The organism is Blastomonas fulva (genome assembly GCF_003431825.1).
Lineage (GTDB): Bacteria > Pseudomonadota > Alphaproteobacteria > Sphingomonadales > Sphingomonadaceae > Blastomonas > Blastomonas fulva.
In genome coordinates this window covers 3,807,383-3,825,097 of the sequence record NZ_CP020083.1, presented here as the reverse complement: position 1 = coordinate 3,825,097, position 17,715 = coordinate 3,807,383, and the positions used below count along the sequence as shown (strand labels likewise).

Here is a 17,715-nt window from a genome sequence, read left to right as displayed (position 1 = left end):
GCATGGGGCCACGTGATGTGAAACCTTCGCTTACGCTTCACAGATTACTCGAGCGTTGGATACTTTGGTAACGATACTAGTGCTCCGCGGGCTTGTGCAGCACTGTCAGTGACATGCGTTCGATTGCGATCAGGCCCATCTCCTCGAACTGCTGCAACCAGCCTGCCATCGGCCAGAAGCCCCAGCGCGCCCGAAAGAGTTGGGCGTTGCGCACGATGTCACCAAAATGCTGGAGCGGCGGATCGGGGCTGGGATGGTACTGGTGGAAAGCGCCGGGGCCTCCCATGAACAGAAGCGGCAACCCGGCTGCAGTGGCGCGAAAACCGAAGTCGGTGTCTTCGCCGCCATAGCCCAGATAGGCTTGGTCAAATCCCCCTAACGCGTCGAACCGCTTGCGGCGAATGCCGAACGCCAGCGACCAGAACAGCCCGGGATTTTCTTCGGCGCGCAAGCCCTTTTCGGGAAAGTTGCGAACGGCATGCGGCTTGCCCCGGGCTGCGAGATCCTTCTCGTCCCAGCTCCCGCGCGCATCTTCCGGACCAAGATAGAGTATTTCGGCGCAGATCAGCGCGTCGGCCTGCTTCAAGGCCTCATCCATGGTTCCGATCAACGAAGCCGTCGGAATGCAATCTACATCGAGAAACAGCAGGTTCTCGAAGCTTGCATGCCGCGCAGCCAGATTGCGCGCTTCGGCAAGCGGCAAGTGTTCGGCGGCCAGCCTTTTCACGTGGCAGGGAAAGTCAGTATCGAGCTGCTCGATCGGCGGCTCGCTCGCCATGTCAACCACAATGAGCTCGCCCGGAGGTTCGATGCTGCGACGCAATCCTTCGACCAGTTGGGCCAGATGCCCGGCACGGTTGCGCACGATCGTGAGAACCGAGATCATGCGCCCATCCGCCAGAGATCGAGACGATATTCGGGCTGGCGATCGGCGTGAAGAAGCATGATACGCTCGGCGAGCATCGCTTGCAGCTTCTGCACGGCACCGTCGCCCGATTGCGGATAGTCGGTATCGCCGGTCCAATGTACAAGCAGCAGTTCGCCCCCGGCAACCACAGCGCCTGCGATCCAATCGGCGGCGCGCTGCAGATCGCCATCGTCCCAATAATAGGCCACTTCGGAGAGCAGCAACAGATCGAACGCCGTGTCTGCAGGGGCCTGCCGGGGAAACTCGATCCGCTCAAAGGTCACCTGGGGCAGGCTGCTGCAGCGTGCGCGCGCCGTGTCCAGCGCGGTTTGGCTGACATCAATCGCCAGCAGCCGCTCGCAATACGGCGCCAGCTGGGCGGTCAGCACGCCGTTGGCGCAGCCAACCTCCAGCGCGCGGTCGAAACGGCGATCGCCCAGCGCCGCCAGTGTTCGCGCATATTTTGCCTGTTCATAGGCCTTGGTCTCGAAGCCCCAGGGATCGGGCGTTTCGCGAAACATTTGCTCGAAATATTCGGCATCGAGGCTGGTCTGGTGTCGCATGTCAGTCTCCGGTGCAATACAGGATGTCGGTGGTCGGCATTCGCCTGAAAGCGCGCGGCAACCGGAATCCGGGGCCCCGCGATGCGCCAATCTGGCTGCGATGCGCGGCCAGCGCCCGGCGGCGAAGCCCAGCCGGCATCGGTTGGGTACGGAGCAGGGTGCTGCCACGAGGCAAGGGCCGCTCACCCCAGACGATGTACTCTGCAATACGCAACGGGCGGCGGCTGGCATCGCGTACGGCATAGGCCAGCCGTGCAGCGGCCGCGTGATCGCAATGCGGCTCATGCCTTGCGGTCACTGCGATCGCATCCACCCGCTGCGCCGCGCACAGCGCCACCAGTCTACGGCAAGTGCGATCGAACAATACGTTACCCGGATGCGAAGGCGATGCGTCGCGCCAGTCGAGGTGCAGCGTCTCCACCGGTTCGCCGGCCAGCCGGCGCAATGCCAGCGCCGCTTCGCGCTTACGGGTAATGATCAACCCGCGACCTGCGCTTGCTGGGTGCGAGCCCGAGCCATCGGTGAGATAGGCAATCCCTGCCAGACGCTTTTCGCGCGCGGTCTGGTGGATCAGGGCGCCCGCACCCAATGTCTCGTCATCAGGATGAGGCGCGATCACCAGCCAGCGAAGAGATCGCCAGGGCCGGGCCGACAGGCTGGTGGCGCGCAGCAGTCCGCTCACCACAGCCGGTCTGCCGGGCCCCATGGGTCACGCTCCAGCCATGCCTGTGCCGCGCAATCGCGCGCATAATCGGGCCCGGCCTGGCGCAGATACAGGCTGAGATCGCGGCTGATCTTGTCAATCCGCGTGCCATCCAACGCGCTGTAAGTGCCGGTGATGCGCGCTGCGGCCTCGATGACATCGAGGCCTGCACGCTCCACGATCCCGCGCGTCATCTGCGCAAATGCCGGACCATCGGGATCTTGCGACGCGGCGCGCAGCGCGCATTCGCGGACCCACAGATAGGCGGTGCGGGCGGAAGCCACAGCATCGGCGAACCGCGCACGCTGCACCGGGTCCTCGCGTGCGGCAGGTCGCATGGCCTTGCGGATCTCGGTCAGCAATCCCTCTATTCCCCCCAGCTGGACCGCGGTGAACCGCCACGCGCCAGCCGTGAACCGTGGGTCGCGGTGATAATCGCCGCCTTCACCCAGGCGATCCTCCGGCGCTATGGCAAGGCCGTCCAGCGCATAGCTGCCACTCCCGGTGGCGCGCATCCCGCGCACACGCCATTGCGACAGATCGGCGCGTTCGGGGTCGTCGGCGCGCACAATCACCAGCTGTGCGTCTCCATCCGGGCGGCGGGCCGTGATCAGGGCATGGGAATTGCCGCCCGCGCCGGTAGCGAACGACTTGGCGCCTTCGAGCACATAGCCGCTTTGCGTTTCGAGAATCGCGACCCCGGGGAGGGGCTCGGTGGCCCACACGCCGTAGATCGCACCGGCGCCCAGGGCCCCCTTGAGCGCATGCAGCTGCACCGTCGAGCCATACCAGCCGAACAGCAGCATGGCGTTGACATGCCCCTCGTAAAGCCTGCCGACGCTGAGGTCAGCGCGACCGATGATCCTCAGGACATCGAGCATCGCCAGATGGCGCTGATCGTCATCGCGGAAAGGCTGGCCGCCGCTGGCCACCGGTGCGAAGGTGCGGTGCAGCCCCGCCCGCGCGATCTGTGCAATACTGTCGGCAGGATAGACTGGCGCTGCATCATAGCGCGCGCCGAGCTCGGCCAGATTTTCGGCAATGCCCATCGCTGCGGCGACGCAATCGGGGCCTGTCGGGACGGACGCGCTGGCCAAGGTCATGCTGCCAGCTCCCGTGCGACCCATGTGGCGGCTTGCGCCTCAAGCCAGCGGGCAAGTCTCGCCGCCGCCTGCGGATCGCGCAGCGCGCGGCGTCCTGCCGGGTCCAGCGCTCGCGCCGCGGAAAGAGCTGCAGGCCATTCGTGCGCGTCCGGCCAGGCCGGGCGAACGATGGCAGCGCCCATGCGCTGCAGCCCCGAGGCGGTGGCATTCTGTTCGCCGAAAGGTCGCGTCTCGGGGATGCAGACGAAGGGGCGATCGGCGGCCATGACCAGGCCGACGACCCCGTCGCCTGCTGCGCCGACCACCACCGAAGCCTTCGCTACCTCGTCGGCCATTGTGTCGCTCCAGCCGGGGAACACCAGGTTGCCCGGGCAATCGGATGGTGCCGAGAGGTTTCCGACAACCCTCCATGTGTGGTCCGAGCAGGCGCGGGCGGCGTCGGCGATCGCCGCAGCCGTCAGCGATGTCCCGCCTTCGCCCATGATCACCAGCACGGTTTCACGGGGAACGCCCGGCGCAGCGCGGGCAGGGCTGAGCCCCGGCGCATAAAAGGTCTTGGCCCGGACCCAGTCGGGCGTGGCGGGATCCTCCATGGCCTGCGCAAAGGGCGCGATCAGCGCCTGCGCGCTGCGAAACGCTTCAAGATGCGCAGGATCGCTGCGCTTGCCGTTCAAACGCACATAAAGCACGGGAACCGAGGCCAGCCGCGCCAGCATCGCCACTTCGATCGACACGTCGACGATCATCAGCAATGGACGGGCCTGCTCGATCCATTGGGTGATGCGGGCGACGCGGCTGCGGATGCCTTCATGGTCGAGCGGGGCGTAATGCAATGTATTGGGGCGATTGGCAGCCTGATCCCGGCCATCGAAACCGTCGCCGAGCCGGTCATCTGCAAGCACGATGCCCTCTGCGTCGATCCGGCTGCCGAGCAGGGTCACAGGCAAGGATGTCGCCTCGCGGATCACGCGCGCGCGGGACAGGTGCCCGGCGCCGTGATGATGGACGTAATAGCCGATCGGGCGAGGGGTCATGCCATCACCGCCAGCGGCATATCGTGCGGCATCGGTTGCAGCAACGCTTCGTCGCGCACCATATCGGCAGGGCTAGCCGGTAGCTCGCGCATCCCGCGCCGCCATTCGGCGCGGGCACGCCAGTGGTCGAAATCCGGCATCAGGAGCGCATCTTCCGCCCCGGCTTCGACGATGCGCGCCATGTCGTCGGCCATGCCGCCTGCCGCGCGACCGTCGCGTCGGGGCGAGACAAAGACCCAGACATCGGACGGATGCGCGATCCGCGCGCCCCGCGCCAGCGCTGCCATCACCAGCCCACGATCCTCGCCGCTGGCGATCCGGGGCACCCCGCCCGATGCGCGATAGGCAGCAAGCGTGATCGCGAGGCTGGCGCCGGTATGGTCGCCGTGCCGCGGGGGCATGTCCCAGGCTATCGGGTCGATTGCATCCTCGATCGCGCGCACCTGTTCCCAATAGCGATCCAACGCCCGCCGCAGCATCGCGGCATGCGCGGGCAATGGTTCGTCGGGATCGATGACGATGCGACCGCCCACGAGATCGACGCCGCGTGCGATGCCCGCCGCGATAGCCGACAGCCAGTGAGAGGGGGGGCGAACATCGGCGTCGGTGCTTACGAGGATGGCATGGTCATTGTTGGCGAGAAATTGGGCACCGCGGTCCATCGCAAGCCTTCGCGCCGACCCCGCATGGGCCTCGCCCGGCGCGAAGTGGATGTCGGTCAAATCGATACTCAGCCGTCCAGCATAGTCGGCCCGGCAGCGGTCGGTCACCTCAAGGCTGGCGTCGGTCGTGTTATTGACGACAATGGCAACCGGGATGGGCCCGGGAAAATCCTGGGCTGCGAGGGCCTTCAGCAGCACTGGCAGGCGGTCTGCCTCGTTGCGCGCAGGCACGCACACGCACAGCGGGGCGGCACCCGGATCACCCACGGATCATGGCCGGAGTTTGCGTGTCCATGGATTGTACCGGATAGGGTTCGCGCGCGGTGGGCACGGTTTGTGCGCGCATCCGGCGGATCATGTGCGCATAGATCGCTTCATAGCCATCGATCATCTTTTCGGCATCGCAGATCGCAATGGCCCTGGAGCGGCAGGCCCGCCGGTCAAGCTGCATCGCGGTCAGCGTAGCCAGCGCGAGAGAGCCTGAATCGCCGGGCGTTGCCAATACGCCGGAACGTGAATCGACAATCTCTGGAATGGCGCCGCGCGCAAACGCGGCAACGGGCACGCCGCATGCTAATGCCTCAGCCACTACGAGGCCATAGGGCTCATCCCACATCGGTGAGCACAGGAATGCGCGAGCCCCTCCAATGACGTTGGCCAGATCAGCATGCGCCATATGCCCTTCGTACCGAGCATGGACCCCCAACCGAGGCTGGATTTCGGCGCGGAAATAGGCCTCGTCATGCGCAGGCCCGGCGATCCGCAGTGGCAATCCCACATGCCGGGCGGCATCCATCGCCAGATGCAGGCCTTTTTCCGGGACGATCCGCCCGTACCAGACCAGATAGGGGTCGGCATCGGCAAAAGGCCGAAATGCGAACTTGTTGAGATCGATACCGTTGGGGATCACCGCATCAAGGCCGCGGACGTGCGCCCATTGCCGTGCGATCGAATGCGACACGCCGACCAGCGCATGGTTCGTCGTATCGCTCAGCCGGACACCGCTTTCCAGCCAGCAGAACGGCGGCGTATGCAGCGTCGTGACCATTGGCATTGGCAGCGCATCTGCCATCGAAACCGGCAGATAATGCAGCGAATTGTTCTGGATGATGTCGAAGTCGCGCGTACGCAGACTGTTCATAAGCGAGAGATAGGCATGGTGCTCGCGGAAGAAGGCAATGTCGCTGGCTTCTGACAGACCGACTTCGGCGATCGCGGTCTCTGAGCATATCTCCTCGAGGCCAAGATCAGGATCGGACCTTACGGTGGCGAAGAGGGTGACATTGTGCCCGCGCTGCCGCAGCATTCTTGCCAGTTGGAACGTGTGCGTTTCCAGACCCCCGGCAAAAGGTTCGGCGATCGGGTGCTTGAGATGGGAAACGATACCGATACGCAACCTTGAAGACTCCCGAAATTGACATCCTGGACCCGGGACAATCGCGGTATTGGCACGCGTGATTGCCATTGGCGGTCACGCGTCAACGCGCTGAGGCAAAGAAGGTGGGTCCCGGGATTGCCGGTGCATGTAACCAAGACGATACCTGTGAAGGGGTGATTGGTTGCGTGGCGACAAATGCCAGGGCGTCGTGATCTGGCGGAAGATTGGACAGATGCCTCGATCGCAATTCGTCTGCAGTCTCCAAAGTGCAATTCCAAATTTCAGCATTTCGAGCATTTTTTGGCGACCTCGAGAATGCTGGCCCTCGAGGTTCACCAGGCCCGCGACCACTTTGCTATTGATAACGCCTTGCAACATCTTTAAGGCCCTCTGCCAGAGGGAGTTGGCATGGGTTCGCTGCTGATTTTTAGTCTTATGGCCACGACGGCGATGTCCACAGGTCAGGGTGATGGGCTGGGCGCGGATGCAACCATGCCTCAAAGCGATCAGGTCGAGATCGTCGTTACTGCCACCCGCTCGGGCTCGGCTATCGAGCGACTGCCGATTTCCGTTTCGGTGGTGGATGAGGAGACGGTGAACGAGCAGCTGCGCCAGAACCGCAATATCCTGTCCGGCCTGGAGTTCATTGTGCCGGGCCTGAGCGTTCAGGACAGCGAGGTGCGCGGCAGTTGCAGCAGCGCCATTCGTGGCCGCGCAGCCTCGTTTCAGATCAACGGCGTGCCGGTGAACGAAGACCTGCGCCCGGGCTCGTGCACCGGACCTTTCACCATATCGCCGTTCTCGGTCGAGAGGGTCGAGGTGGTTCGCGGTGGCACCGCGCTATATGGTGCAGGAGCGCCCGGCGGGATCATAAACCTGATCACCCGGCGCGCGAAAAACGAGGCGCTGGAGATCGATGCCACCTTGCAGACCAGCTTCAATACCGAAAGGTCGCGCAACACGTTGACGACCGATCTGTATGCGGGCATCGGCCAGAAGCTCGGTTCATTCGATTATTATGTCGGCGCGGCCTATACCGATGGCGGACGGGCACGCAGCGCCACCGGCCTTCCTGTCTATTCGGCGGCCTATGAAGCGGTCGACCTGTTGGCATCGCTGGGGCTCGATCTTGGCGCGGGCCAGGAGCTGCGATTCACCGGCACGTTCCACAACGAGGATGTCGGCGCTCAATTCTATCCGGACGGCACGATCGACCCGGTCAGCGGTCTGTCGCGGATCGTCGAGGTGGCGCCCCACCCGCAGGTGGGCCAGGGTCGCGATCGCAATGTCACCATGGCCTTGAGCTACCGCCACCCCGATCTGCTGGCGCATGATGTGTCGATCAGCCTGTTCTATCAGGACCAGTCGATCAAGCAGCGCGACAACTTCTTCACCGCTGACTTCGGCGATGATTTCTTCGCCTCCAACCGAGAGAACAGCCGCCTCGGCTTCAGGTCCGCGCTGACGCGAAGCTACCCCATCGGCTCGGGAAGCCTCAAGACCACTTATGGCTTCGATTTCACCCGCAATGATTTTCTGCGATTCAATGTCGATGCCGCCAAAGGCGAGGCGGTGACCGGCTATGTGACGCCCGCCTTCTACCTCAATACCTATGCGCCGTTCGGTCAGGTCGAACTGGGCCTGGGACGCCTGACATTGAGCGGTGGCTTCCGCCGCGAATGGTACAGCGGCGCCATCGAGCGCGAAGGATTCAACCCGGCGCTGCCGCGCGCTGCCACGCCGGGAGCGTTCGGCAATTCGAGCCTGAACCTTTGGAATGCCGGTGCGGTGTTTGCCGTCGCCGATGCCGTTCAGCTTTATGCGAGCTTCAGTCAGGGCGCCGAACTCACCCAGCTTGGCCGTGCGGCACGTGGCGCGACCGACCCCTCGCTGATCACGGTCGAACCTGCCACCTCCGATCAATACGAGCTTGGCCTCAGGGGTGACATCGGCCCGGTGAATTTCGGCTTGGCGGTCTATCACTCGCGCTCGGCGTCTTCGTCGCAGATCCAGCCCGACCCGAGCTGCGCAGGCGAGACCTTCTGCCCCCTGATCCCGCTGCGCGTGCCGGAACGTTTTCGCGGCTTCGAGGCCAATGCGAGCTGGAAGGCGACCAATACCTTCACCCTGGCAGGCGTCTTCACGCTGCAACGCGGACGGGTGTTCAACGAGGATCTCGGGCGATTCATTGCATACGGCACCGATGTTGCCGTCCCGGTCCGGGTGACAGGCCGCGCGGAATGGCGCCCGGTCGCACCACTCAAACTCAACTTCCAGATGACTCATTATGGCGCGTCGTCCTTCTTCACCCCGACCGAACAAGCAATTGGCTTCGTCGATACCGACGCGGTGACGCTCGCGAGCGGCAGCGTCAGCTATCAGGCAGGACCGGTCGAGTTCTACATTGCTGCCGACAATCTGTTCGACGAACGCTATGTGAGCGTCGCCAACCAGGTGCAGGGACAAGGCGGCTTCACCTTCATGGAAGCACCGGGGCGCAGGGTGACGGTGGGTGTCAGCGGTCGCTTCTGACACCCCGCGCACGGTCCATGGGGACGAGGCGCAGGCGGGGCGCCGCAAGGCCGTACCAGTGTCCTACTGGCTGCACTCGCTTGTCGGCCTCAAGCTCAGCCTGTTCCTGGGCTTCGTCTGCCTGACCGGCACGATCGCTACCGTCGCGCATGAGATCGAATGGCTCTACAAGCCCGCTGTGCGCGCGTCCGCGATGCAGCGCGAGGCTGATTGGGGCGCGATGTGGGATGCCGCAAAGGCCGCCCATCCCTATGCAACATTGACCGCGATCGGATCGTACGAACGAAACGACGCGCCCTATTTCGCCAAGTCGGTGTCCGCGACCGACGGCACGGGCCAGGAATTCACGATCTATGTCGATCCCGGCACGTCACGGGTGACCGGCCACGAATATGGCCGCAGCTTTCAGGATGCGATGCGCGCGCTGCATTATTACCTTTTCGCACCCGGACCGATACCGATGTACATCGTCACGTCGCTCGGGTTCCTGTTGGTCCTGTCGCTGGTGACCGGACTGATCAGCTACAAGAAATTCTGGCGCGGGTTCTGGCGCATGCCGCGCTGGCATCGCGATCTACGCACCGTGATGGGCGATCTCCACCGCCTCATCGGGCTTTGGTCGGTCTGGTTCGTCGCGGTCATCGGCGTCACTTCGATCTGGTATTTCGTTGAGCACGCCGGGTTGGACCTGAACGCCCCGCCACCCTTTGTGAAGCCGATCCAACCGGCGACCGACATCACGGGCGACCAGATCAGCCGCTGGACCCGGATCGCCCGGCGCGAAATGCCCGGCCTTGCGATCACGGCGGTCCATCTGCCTTATGGACCCGGCGACCCCGCTATCGTCCAGGGCCAATGGCAGGCCTGGCTGGTACGCGAGCGTACCAATGCCGTCTTTATCGACCCTGCGACCGACGAGATGGTTGGCAAGCGCATCGCGCACGAAATGGGCGTGGGCGAACGCATCGTCCACACGGCCGACCCGCTGCATTTTGGCACCTTTGGTGGCCTCGCCACCAAGCTTATCTGGGTGGTGTTCGGTGTCGCGCTTGTAGCCATGGCCGGCAGCGGGGCGGTGATCTATGCCAAGCGTCTGCGCATCGCGGCGGGCAGCGGCGTTGCCATGGGCATGCTGGACTATCTGGGTGATTGGAAATGGCCGAGCATCCTTGCGATCACTGCCGTGCCCGGGATTGCATTCTGGTTCTGGTGAACAGCCAAGCCCGCTGAACCATAACTTGCGCTCAGCCACGCACAAAATGGATGATAGATTCTTCCAAGGTGGAGATAGCTTCTGCCTTTGCGCCTTGACCTGATTAAAACCGAGGGCCGCGCAAGGCTGATCGACTGCGTCGAGGCGCAAGCGACCGCTCCTATCAGCTACGGTCGTTCCTGTCGGCCGACGTGAACGACCCATTCTGGGTCGGTTACGGACTGACAGGTTCTGAGGCATCCAGCTAACGCTCAACGGCTGCTGTTAACTGGGCATAGGCCCTTCCAGGGGCACCCGGCTGCTAACAACGTTGACTTTGCCATTGCCCCCATGCCGCGCCTGCGGATCAGATTTACGCGAGCCGGTGGCAATGGTAGCCCAGTCAACAGGGCAAGGGGGAGGTGCCGATCATGCGGGCTAGCTAGTTGGCCGTGGGTTGGATGATCAAGTCTGCGATGATCACGATGTTAGCATGACTCCCCAGAAATCCAGACAACCACAGAAGGTGTTCAATCTGCTTTGGTACGAGCGCCTCCAAAGTCCCGGTCGACCTCAATTGAACAGGAAAAGCCGCAGATTGGCGAAGAGTTCTTCGCGTGATGACACGCCGACCTTGCGGTAGATATTTCGGATGTGGAAGCGTACGGTGTCGAAGGATTTACCTTCGATTTCGACGATATCCTGCACTGTTTTGCCTTCGAGCTTGCGGCGGCAGATCAGCGCTTCCTGTTTGGTCAGGTTGAAGAATGTCTCGAAGTGACGAAAATCGGCAGCGAGGAAGTCGTCAGTCTGTGCAAACCTGATTCCAAAGCATGTTGGCACTCCGGGCGTCATGATCCGCTGGATCTGGAGAGCCCAGAGCGGGCGATCGTTTTCATCCTTGAGCCATAGGACAATGTCCGCGTTTCCGCTGCGGATAAAATCCTGAAATGCCATCTGCTCCTTTTTGCCGGTTATGGTGATGAGATCACGGTCGATCCTGAATGCCCGGGTGGCGGAGAGGAATTCTGCGAGCTGGTCGTTATGCCATAGCACCTTTTGCTGCTCGTCGCAGATGAGACGGCCATGGCGGCCAAGCGAAAGCCAACCCGACAGTACCAGCGGTAACATCAATGAAAAGGTCATTGGCACCTTTTGGTGTACTGATTGCATCCTTTGTACGTGGATGACCTACGCCGTCCGAATAAATTAATCACTATTATTTGTATTTCTCGAAATTCGATAAACAAGTCTATTTTCTCCAGCGAGGCTACCAGATTATCTGAAGCACTTTGTAGACAGAGTATGGTCGCATCCAACACGGCCAGGGATATATTGCACTGCGTATGTCTTGAGCATTGCGCAGGTCGCGCCAACACCAAAATTAATAGATTTTTAATGAAAAAATATTTCAAAGGCGGGACGGTTCGCCTTTTTTTATGCTGTGCACGCGATTCGCGATTGTAAAATCGTCTCTATTCGGCACTCAATGTCACTAACGATGATGATAGATCGGGCGCGAACCAAGCAAACCTTGGCCTGCATGGGCATGTCGGCAAATCCCACTCAAATGGGTGAAGCGATCTGCTTGGCATTGGGGCTACGCTGATTAACGGTGAAGGTTTTGCTGTTAACTATTTCAGTTAACGGCTGCTGCCTTCCCCAAAAATGCAGAGGATATGCCGACAATAGCCCCCCCCGATTACCTTTGTGTCGCAGGCAGGTCTCGCAGCCTGCCCAGGAAAAGTAACCCATATGCCAAGCAATGGTGCCTGGCGTAGGCGAAAAGGATTTGTCTTATGAAGAAGATCTTGATGGTTGCAGCTGCAGCCGCAGCCCTGAGTGCAGTCCCCGCATCGGCACAGACTGCCGGTACCAATCTCACCATCAACCTGAACGCTCAGGTCGGTAGCGTTTGCGGTGCCTATCGCGCAGGAGGCCAGGTTGTGGCTATCAATTTCGGCGAACTCGCCAGCGTCGCAACCACTGCAACCGTGACCCCCGCCAGCCAAGGCAGCGTCACCTATCGCTGCAACTCGCCGGTTGGCTTTACTCGCACGATCAGCTCGGCAAACGGCGGTTTTCTGTCCCGCAACAACGCACCGAACCCTACTGCTGAAAACCGCATTCCGTTCTTTTTCGCACATGGTGGCGGCAGCGGTCTGGGAATTCCCTCGCAGCAGCTGACGGCTGCGGTCATCACCAACCTGAACGCCAGTTCCGCGTTTCTTGCTGGCCAGACTGGCGGTCTGACCTTCTCGATCAATGGTGTGCAGGCCGCTGTCGGTGGCAACGATGCGCCGGGCACCACCGTGTTCGCTGGTACCTATCAGGACACTGTGACCATCGCCATCACTGCGAACTGATTTTGCCGACTTCAATGTATGCTCATGAAAAGGGCGGGGCAGCGATGCCTCGTCCTTTTCAGTATTTTCCCTGATCCATGCATTACGATGGCATCTTCGGTCTTATGAGCGACAATGCATCAGGTGTCTGGATTGGGCGACAAAATCTGTTGTCATTACTAGGAGCTTATTGATGGTGCCCGCTAGGTTAGCATCAACGATTAAGGCTGCCATATTGGTCATCGTTGCAGTGGCAATGGCGACGGTCGCCCACGCATATGAAGTCTCCCCGATGCGCATTTTTCTGCAGCCCTCCCGCGGTCAGTCCAGCGCGACGATTGCCGTCAACAACATCCGCACCGACAGCCTCCCGATCGAGGTAAAGGTCCTACGCCGTCTGGTGAATCCCGACGGTTCCCAGACCTTTCAACCTGCCGACGACAAGTTCGTCATATTTCCTCCGCAAGCGCAGATTGCTGCAGGCCAGTCGCAGGCCCTTCGGATCCAGTACACCGGAGATGCTGTCACCGAAAGCGAAGCCTATGTGATCCAGGTCACGGAGGTTCCGGTCAATCGACTTGATCAGTCAGGCATTCAGTTCACCTATAATTTCGGCGTGGCCGTGTATGTTCAGGCCAACAGGCCTCGAGCAAGACTAGCTATCGAAAATACGAGAATTGTTGAAGGAAAACTTCGCTTCAAAGTAGCGAATTCGGGCAATGATTTCGCCTTCATCAATGGCCAGCAGCTCGAATATCAGATCGGTGACGAAAAATTTCGTCTTGATCGGGACGCCCTCACAAATCTGGTAGAAAACCCGATAATTTCGCCAAATAGCGAACGGGAATTTTCTCTCTCGCTTGATAATCTGATCGATGGAACTCCCGTCAAGGTTCGGTTGTCGCGCGCCGACGGCTGATAGTTTGCAGCTCGATTATTCAATAAGAAATGGAGCATTTTCAGGGCATGAGTGGGGCGGCTGTGGCAAGGGGATTCTTGATAACCAAGATGATTGCCGGCACCACGCTTGCGATCGACTTGGCCTCGCCCCCGGCAATCGCCCAAGCTTCGGCGGCACCTGAGCCGACCAGTCAGGCTTCCACGCCGCTGCGCATAGGGCCGCAGACCGCGCCGTCCAAATCTGAACTGCCAGAGCCCGACTTGCAGTCCACGCAAAAAGACGCAAGGCAGGCGCCGACGCGGATTAGCCTGCCCCCCTTGCTGGGAGGCCAAAGGCTGTCAGCCATCATGGCGGAGATCACGCTGACGGAGCTGCTCGGAATCGAAGGCGCTTCATTGCTTGTAGCTCTGGGCGACAGGATCGATGACGATACGAGATTGGCGCTCGAAGAGCGCAAAAGCGAATACTTGACCGTCGATGATCTAGCCCAACTGGGAATTACGGCCAGTTACAAGCCCAATGAACTCTCGATCGTACTAGCCATTCTGCCTTCAGCGCGAGGGCCACAGCGTTTTAATATAGCCAACCAGTTTGATTTTTCCGCAGCCGCTCGTGCGATGCCAGCGGAGTTTGCCGCGGGCTTCACCGGCACGCTGATCGGCGGACGCGACTTCAGCGCTGGGTCGGTCAGCGACAGGCTGATCTACGATTTCGCCGGCTTTGCCAACGTCGGCGGGCGTGATGGAGTGTATGTAACATATGGCGGAACGTTTAACATTGCAGGCGGAGGCGGGCTGTTCGAGCGGAACCGGATCATCGTGTTCAAGGATTTCGAAAGCGCGATCCTGCGTCTGTCTGCCGGTGACCTTGTCCCGCAAATACCGATCATTGCAGGCGACGTTGAGATTCTCGGCGTATCAGCCGAACGGCGCTACGACGCCATCCAGCCGTTGCGAAACATCCGTCCCACCGGGCGTCGTACCTTCAGTCTCGATTCCCCGGCCCGGATCGAGATATACGCCAATGGCGCGCTTGTTCAGACGATCGACGCCAGCCCAGGTGAGGTCGACCTCAACCAGATACCAGCTCTTTCCCTGACAAGTAACATTTCTATCATTGTCGAGGACACGACCGGACGCAGAGAAATCGACAGCTTCACATTGGCCAACGACATCGAATTGCTGGCCGAAGGCATCAGCGAGTTCAGTTTCTCGGCTGGAGCCCTCCGACGGTTTTCTACGCGCGGATTTGCCTATACCGATAACCCTGTCGCCACCGGTCAGTATATCAAGGGTTTCAGCGAGAAAGTGACTGCGGGGGGACATTTCATCGTCGCTCAGGACTACCAGAATGTCGGCCTGCGCGCTGCGGTACTCGGTTTGCGTGGCGCAATTTTCAGCGGCATCAGCGTCAGTCGCGCGACAGGGAGCACCGGATATGCCGCAAGCCTCGCTTATCGTGGAGATCCGTTGCAACTGTCGGATCTTGGCGGACAGCTGAATTTCCGGTTCGACTATCAAAGCCGTGGTTATCGTCGGTTGTCACTGTTTCAGGTGATCGATAACGTAAAGTTCGATATCGCAGCCGATTATCGGATCAATCTCACGACACGGATTGGAATTTCGTTCGGGGGCACCTATTTTGAACGCTATAACCAACCCGACAAGACGCGCGCTTTGTTTGGAGGCGTCCAGGTCAGTTTTGGCCGACTGCTGCTTTCGGCCACTGCGCGCTATGCCAAGATTGGACCTCGCACCGACACGGGGGTTTTGGCGACGGCGACCTTGCCGCTTGGCCGCTCCCACTTCGCCAACGCCAGCTTTGACACTGGAACGGAGCAGGCGCGCTTAGAGGTCCGCCGCCAGCGCGATATCACGATCCCCGAATTCGACTATGGCGTCATCGCCGAATCCAATCCGCTTTTCGATCGCCTCACGGGCCAGACACGTTTTGCCAATTCGCGCGTCAATCTCGATGTCGAGTTCACGAATGTCCAGCCCAGAGGCACGTTCGGTGGCAGAAACCAGAACATCGGCCAGTTCCGTCTGCAATCCGGTTTCGCCTATGCAGATGGGGAATTTGGGATCGGCCGCAATCCGGGCCGTGGATTTGTGATGGTTAACCGCCACCCTTCGCTGCGTAGGTCGCCCATCGACATCGAGAACAGCGGTGTCGGAAGACGGTCAGGCCAGATCAACGGCTTAGGGCCGGCAGTGATCTCCCAGCTTTCCGGTTATCGTCCGGATCCTGTCCGCGTCGATGTGCTCAACGCGCCGACCGGGTACGATATCGGTCCGGGGGAATATATCAGCGATCCGGGAGCGCTCAGCGGCGTCAAGATCACGGTCGGTTCTGACGCTTTCCGCACCGTGATCGTAACGCTGACTAATCCTGACGGTGTTCCCGTGGCGTTGAGTTACGGAACTGTTCGCAACCTTTTGACCGGCAAGACAGACACCTTCTTTACCAACGCAGCCGGGCGCGCTGTGTTCTCGCAGGTTTCTCCAGGCCGTTACAGGGTTGAGTTTATGGACAGTGACTTGACCTATGATTTCGTGGTATCGGAAGATGCGGCAGCGATTATTCAATCCGGCGTCCAGGCCATGGAGGTGATGCCTTGAAGAAGCTTGCTCTGTTCATTGCAATGATCGTCGGTGTTCTTACTCCGGTCCAAGCTGTGCAGTCCCAGTCCGGGCAAGCTCAAGGGCAGGGTAACGGGGCAGGTCAATGTTCAGGCCCCTATGTCCTGACCGCACGACAATCGAGCGGGCAGACCTATGACCCCAACGAAAACACCAGCGCCATCGTCCGGATCAACCTGCAGCCAGCCGCCTCCGACACACCGCAGGGTTGCGCCAGCCTACCGGTTAGCATCTTTCCGCAGTCGGCGAGCACGTTCACATTTGGCAACGGTGGCAACGCCATCGGGTTTACCCAGGTCAATTCTGGTCTAGTCTCGCAGGCCAACGCGACGCGGTTCGAGTTGAGCGGCAATGCTCGCAGCCAGCTTGTGCGCGGCACCCCTGTCGATGTCGACTTGTTCGAGATCAGCGCCGGGCAGTTCCTGGCAGCCGGCGAGTATCAGGGGACGGTGCTTGTTCAGGTGGGGGACGGCCTGCCGACCCCGGTGCTGTTCACGATCATTGTACGTCCCGCGATCAAGTTCGTGATCGAGAACGGGTCCCTGCAGAAGGACCTGAGTTTCGGCGACGTCACCGACGGCTCGACGCTGCAGACCACAGTGTTCTATCAAAGCAACGCGGCGGTCGCTATCACGATCCAGTCACAGAACCTGGGTTCGCTGGTGCATGAAGGCGGCAGCGCGTTCGGCAACATCCCCTATAGCCTGGTGTACGATGGCACGCCGGTCAATTTGGCATCGCTTGCCCAGATCAACAGGGCGTTCACCGGGCTCGGCACGCGCAGGGAGCAGATGCAGTTGCGGGTCGAGCCGCAAACGCGCAAATATGCCGGCACCTACCGAGACGTCCTGACGCTCAATTATACGGCCTTTTAGGCATCGTGGATCAGAGTGCCTGGATGTTGAAATAGGCGGAGCGAACCTGGCTGAGGTCGCCGTTCATCTGCACACGAATGACGGTTCGCCCGGGCCGATCCGACTGCATGCTCAACTGGCTGCCGAAAGAAGCTGCGCGGCCTTGGCTGGCTGACACGCCTCCCACGCCGATGTCGGAAAGATCTCCGCCCAGCGAAATCGCATAATGTTCGGCGTTGCAATTCGTCTCCAGCAGGATTTCCCCGCTCGACGGGTTGGGCGCGTAGGCATCTGTGATGTGGCATATTACTGGAACCGTCACCCGCAGCTGAATGCCCAACGAGGACGCATTGGCGGCGTTCAGCGGCAATAATGCCGCTGCGAACGCAGCAATCACGGTTCCAGCTAACTTAGCACGCATGGCAAACACCTCCGACGCCCCCGGGATACCGGTAGTTGCTGAAACGGAGATTTATCGGCGTGGTTAATAGCCCGTGAGAATTATTGTTGCGTCTCGGCAAATTGAGATCGAGCCCCGATATCAGTGTCGGTTCCAGAGCACTTTGAATGGCAAGCGCAAGAAACCGCGTCGCATATTCGCGTGGGGCCTCATTGGAGTTACCCGCCATGACCGGCCGGATTGTCCCATATTCGCCGACAATGGCCTCTATCTTGAGATTCGGCCAAACGGATCTAACCATCGGTCCTTGTCCTATCGACGCGGTCGATCCCGCAGAACTTTTAGCTGTGCTCAAGAAGATCAACACGGCGGGCAAGCGCGAAACGGCGGTGCGTACCAGGGCGTTTGCCAGCCGCGTATGTCGGCACGGGGTACTATGGCATGCATGATCCGGCAGCAATGCGTGGCGGCGCGCGAGGTTTGAAGTCCAGGCCGCAAA

Annotated in this window: 16 protein-coding genes; 7 read left to right on the top strand and 9 right to left on the bottom strand. The window is 60.7% G+C overall.

Features of this window, described 5'->3' with window-relative positions; translation table 11 throughout:
• Positions 1–76: 76 nt before the first annotated feature.
• From B5J99_RS18010 to B5J99_RS17980, 7 genes are read right to left on the bottom strand one after another with little or no spacing between them, the layout of a single operon-like run.
• On the bottom strand, positions 77–865 hold the full coding sequence (locus B5J99_RS18010; protein ID WP_342768884.1) for a glycosyltransferase family 2 protein: 789 nt from the start codon (positions 863–865) through the stop codon (positions 77–79).
• A gap of 17 nt (positions 866–882) precedes the next feature.
• Positions 883–1,470, bottom strand: coding sequence for a class I SAM-dependent DNA methyltransferase (locus B5J99_RS18005; protein WP_117353202.1), 588 nt, complete (start codon positions 1,468–1,470; stop codon positions 883–885).
• Between the two features lies 1 nt (position 1,471).
• Positions 1,472–2,176 (bottom strand): PIG-L deacetylase family protein, encoded by a 705-nt coding sequence (locus tag B5J99_RS18000; RefSeq protein ID WP_117353201.1) that lies wholly within the window; start codon positions 2,174–2,176, stop codon positions 1,472–1,474.
• Entirely contained in the window at positions 2,149–3,276 is a 1,128-nt protein-coding gene (locus B5J99_RS17995; RefSeq protein ID WP_117353200.1) for an acyl-CoA dehydrogenase family protein, read from the bottom strand. Before B5J99_RS17995 ends, B5J99_RS18000 begins: the two co-directional genes overlap by 28 nt.
• On the bottom strand, positions 3,273–4,310 hold the full coding sequence (locus tag B5J99_RS17990; RefSeq protein ID WP_117353199.1) for a glycosyltransferase: 1,038 nt from the start codon (positions 4,308–4,310) through the stop codon (positions 3,273–3,275). The genes B5J99_RS17995 and B5J99_RS17990 overlap by 4 nt, the downstream gene beginning before the upstream one ends.
• Positions 4,307–5,239: a glycosyltransferase gene (locus tag B5J99_RS17985; protein ID WP_117353198.1), complete on the bottom strand. Its 933-nt coding sequence runs from the start codon at positions 5,237–5,239 to the stop codon at positions 4,307–4,309. Before B5J99_RS17985 ends, B5J99_RS17990 begins: the two co-directional genes overlap by 4 nt.
• Positions 5,232–6,368, bottom strand: a complete 1,137-nt coding sequence (locus B5J99_RS17980; protein ID WP_117353197.1) for a glycosyltransferase family 4 protein — start codon at positions 6,366–6,368, stop codon at positions 5,232–5,234. Before B5J99_RS17980 ends, B5J99_RS17985 begins: the two co-directional genes overlap by 8 nt.
• A gap of 432 nt (positions 6,369–6,800) precedes the next feature.
• On the opposite strand from B5J99_RS17980, the gene B5J99_RS17975 reads away from it, so the two are divergent.
• Both B5J99_RS17975 and B5J99_RS17970 read left to right on the top strand, forming a co-directional pair.
• Positions 6,801–8,882: a TonB-dependent receptor gene (locus tag B5J99_RS17975; protein ID WP_211337846.1), complete on the top strand. Its 2,082-nt coding sequence runs from the start codon at positions 6,801–6,803 to the stop codon at positions 8,880–8,882.
• Entirely contained in the window at positions 8,863–10,095 is a 1,233-nt protein-coding gene (locus B5J99_RS17970; protein ID WP_117353195.1) for a PepSY-associated TM helix domain-containing protein, read from the top strand. The genes B5J99_RS17975 and B5J99_RS17970 overlap by 20 nt, the downstream gene beginning before the upstream one ends.
• Positions 10,096–10,647: 552 nt before the next feature.
• Here B5J99_RS17970 and B5J99_RS17965 read toward each other — a convergent pair.
• Entirely contained in the window at positions 10,648–11,220 is a 573-nt protein-coding gene (locus B5J99_RS17965; protein ID WP_162892657.1) for a helix-turn-helix transcriptional regulator, read from the bottom strand.
• A 653-nt stretch (positions 11,221–11,873) separates the two neighbouring features.
• Between B5J99_RS17965 and B5J99_RS17960 the strand changes: the two genes are divergently transcribed.
• The 4 genes from B5J99_RS17960 (at position 11,874) to B5J99_RS17945 (ending at position 16,837) form a co-directional block, all read left to right on the top strand.
• Positions 11,874–12,440, top strand: coding sequence for a hypothetical protein (locus tag B5J99_RS17960; RefSeq protein WP_054136604.1), 567 nt, complete (start codon positions 11,874–11,876; stop codon positions 12,438–12,440).
• Between the two features lie 214 nt (positions 12,441–12,654).
• On the top strand, positions 12,655–13,338 hold the full coding sequence (locus tag B5J99_RS17955) for a fimbrial biogenesis chaperone (protein ID WP_162892656.1): 684 nt from the start codon (positions 12,655–12,657) through the stop codon (positions 13,336–13,338).
• Between the two features lie 29 nt (positions 13,339–13,367).
• Positions 13,368–15,941: a fimbria/pilus outer membrane usher protein gene (locus tag B5J99_RS17950; RefSeq protein WP_117353192.1), complete on the top strand. Its 2,574-nt coding sequence runs from the start codon at positions 13,368–13,370 to the stop codon at positions 15,939–15,941.
• Positions 15,938–16,837: a hypothetical protein gene (locus B5J99_RS17945; RefSeq protein ID WP_117353191.1), complete on the top strand. Its 900-nt coding sequence runs from the start codon at positions 15,938–15,940 to the stop codon at positions 16,835–16,837. Before B5J99_RS17950 ends, B5J99_RS17945 begins: the two co-directional genes overlap by 4 nt.
• Before the next feature lie 10 nt (positions 16,838–16,847).
• Here the strand turns inward: B5J99_RS17945 and B5J99_RS17940 are convergent, their stop codons facing one another.
• Positions 16,848–17,246, bottom strand: coding sequence for a hypothetical protein (locus B5J99_RS17940; protein ID WP_162892654.1), 399 nt, complete (start codon positions 17,244–17,246; stop codon positions 16,848–16,850).
• 137 nt (positions 17,247–17,383) lie between these two features.
• Between B5J99_RS17940 and B5J99_RS20080 the strand changes: the two genes are divergently transcribed.
• Positions 17,384–17,665, top strand: a complete 282-nt coding sequence (locus tag B5J99_RS20080; protein WP_425456415.1) for a phage integrase central domain-containing protein — start codon at positions 17,384–17,386, stop codon at positions 17,663–17,665.
• Positions 17,666–17,715: the final 50 nt, after the last annotated feature.

Bases quoted from the DNA above. Each gene is read 5' to 3' on its own strand.
- B5J99_RS18005 (WP_117353202.1), bottom strand. From the start codon at position 1,470: ATGCGACACCAGACCAGCCTCGATGCCGAATATTTCGAGCAAATGTTT.
- B5J99_RS18000 (WP_117353201.1), bottom strand. From the start codon at position 2,176: ATGGGGCCCGGCAGACCGGCTGTGGTGAGCGGACTGCTGCGCGCCACC.
- B5J99_RS17995 (WP_117353200.1), bottom strand. From the start codon at position 3,276: ATGACCTTGGCCAGCGCGTCCGTCCCGACAGGCCCCGATTGCGTCGCC.
- B5J99_RS17990 (WP_117353199.1), bottom strand. From the start codon at position 4,310: ATGACCCCTCGCCCGATCGGCTATTACGTCCATCATCACGGCGCCGGG.
- B5J99_RS17975 (WP_211337846.1), top strand. From the start codon at position 6,801: ATGTCCACAGGTCAGGGTGATGGGCTGGGCGCGGATGCAACCATGCCT.
- B5J99_RS17965 (WP_162892657.1), bottom strand. From the start codon at position 11,220: ATGACCTTTTCATTGATGTTACCGCTGGTACTGTCGGGTTGGCTTTCG.
- B5J99_RS17960 (WP_054136604.1), top strand. From the start codon at position 11,874: ATGAAGAAGATCTTGATGGTTGCAGCTGCAGCCGCAGCCCTGAGTGCA.
- B5J99_RS17950 (WP_117353192.1), top strand. From the start codon at position 13,368: ATGGAGCATTTTCAGGGCATGAGTGGGGCGGCTGTGGCAAGGGGATTC.
- B5J99_RS20080 (WP_425456415.1), top strand. From the start codon at position 17,384: ATGGCAAGCGCAAGAAACCGCGTCGCATATTCGCGTGGGGCCTCATTG.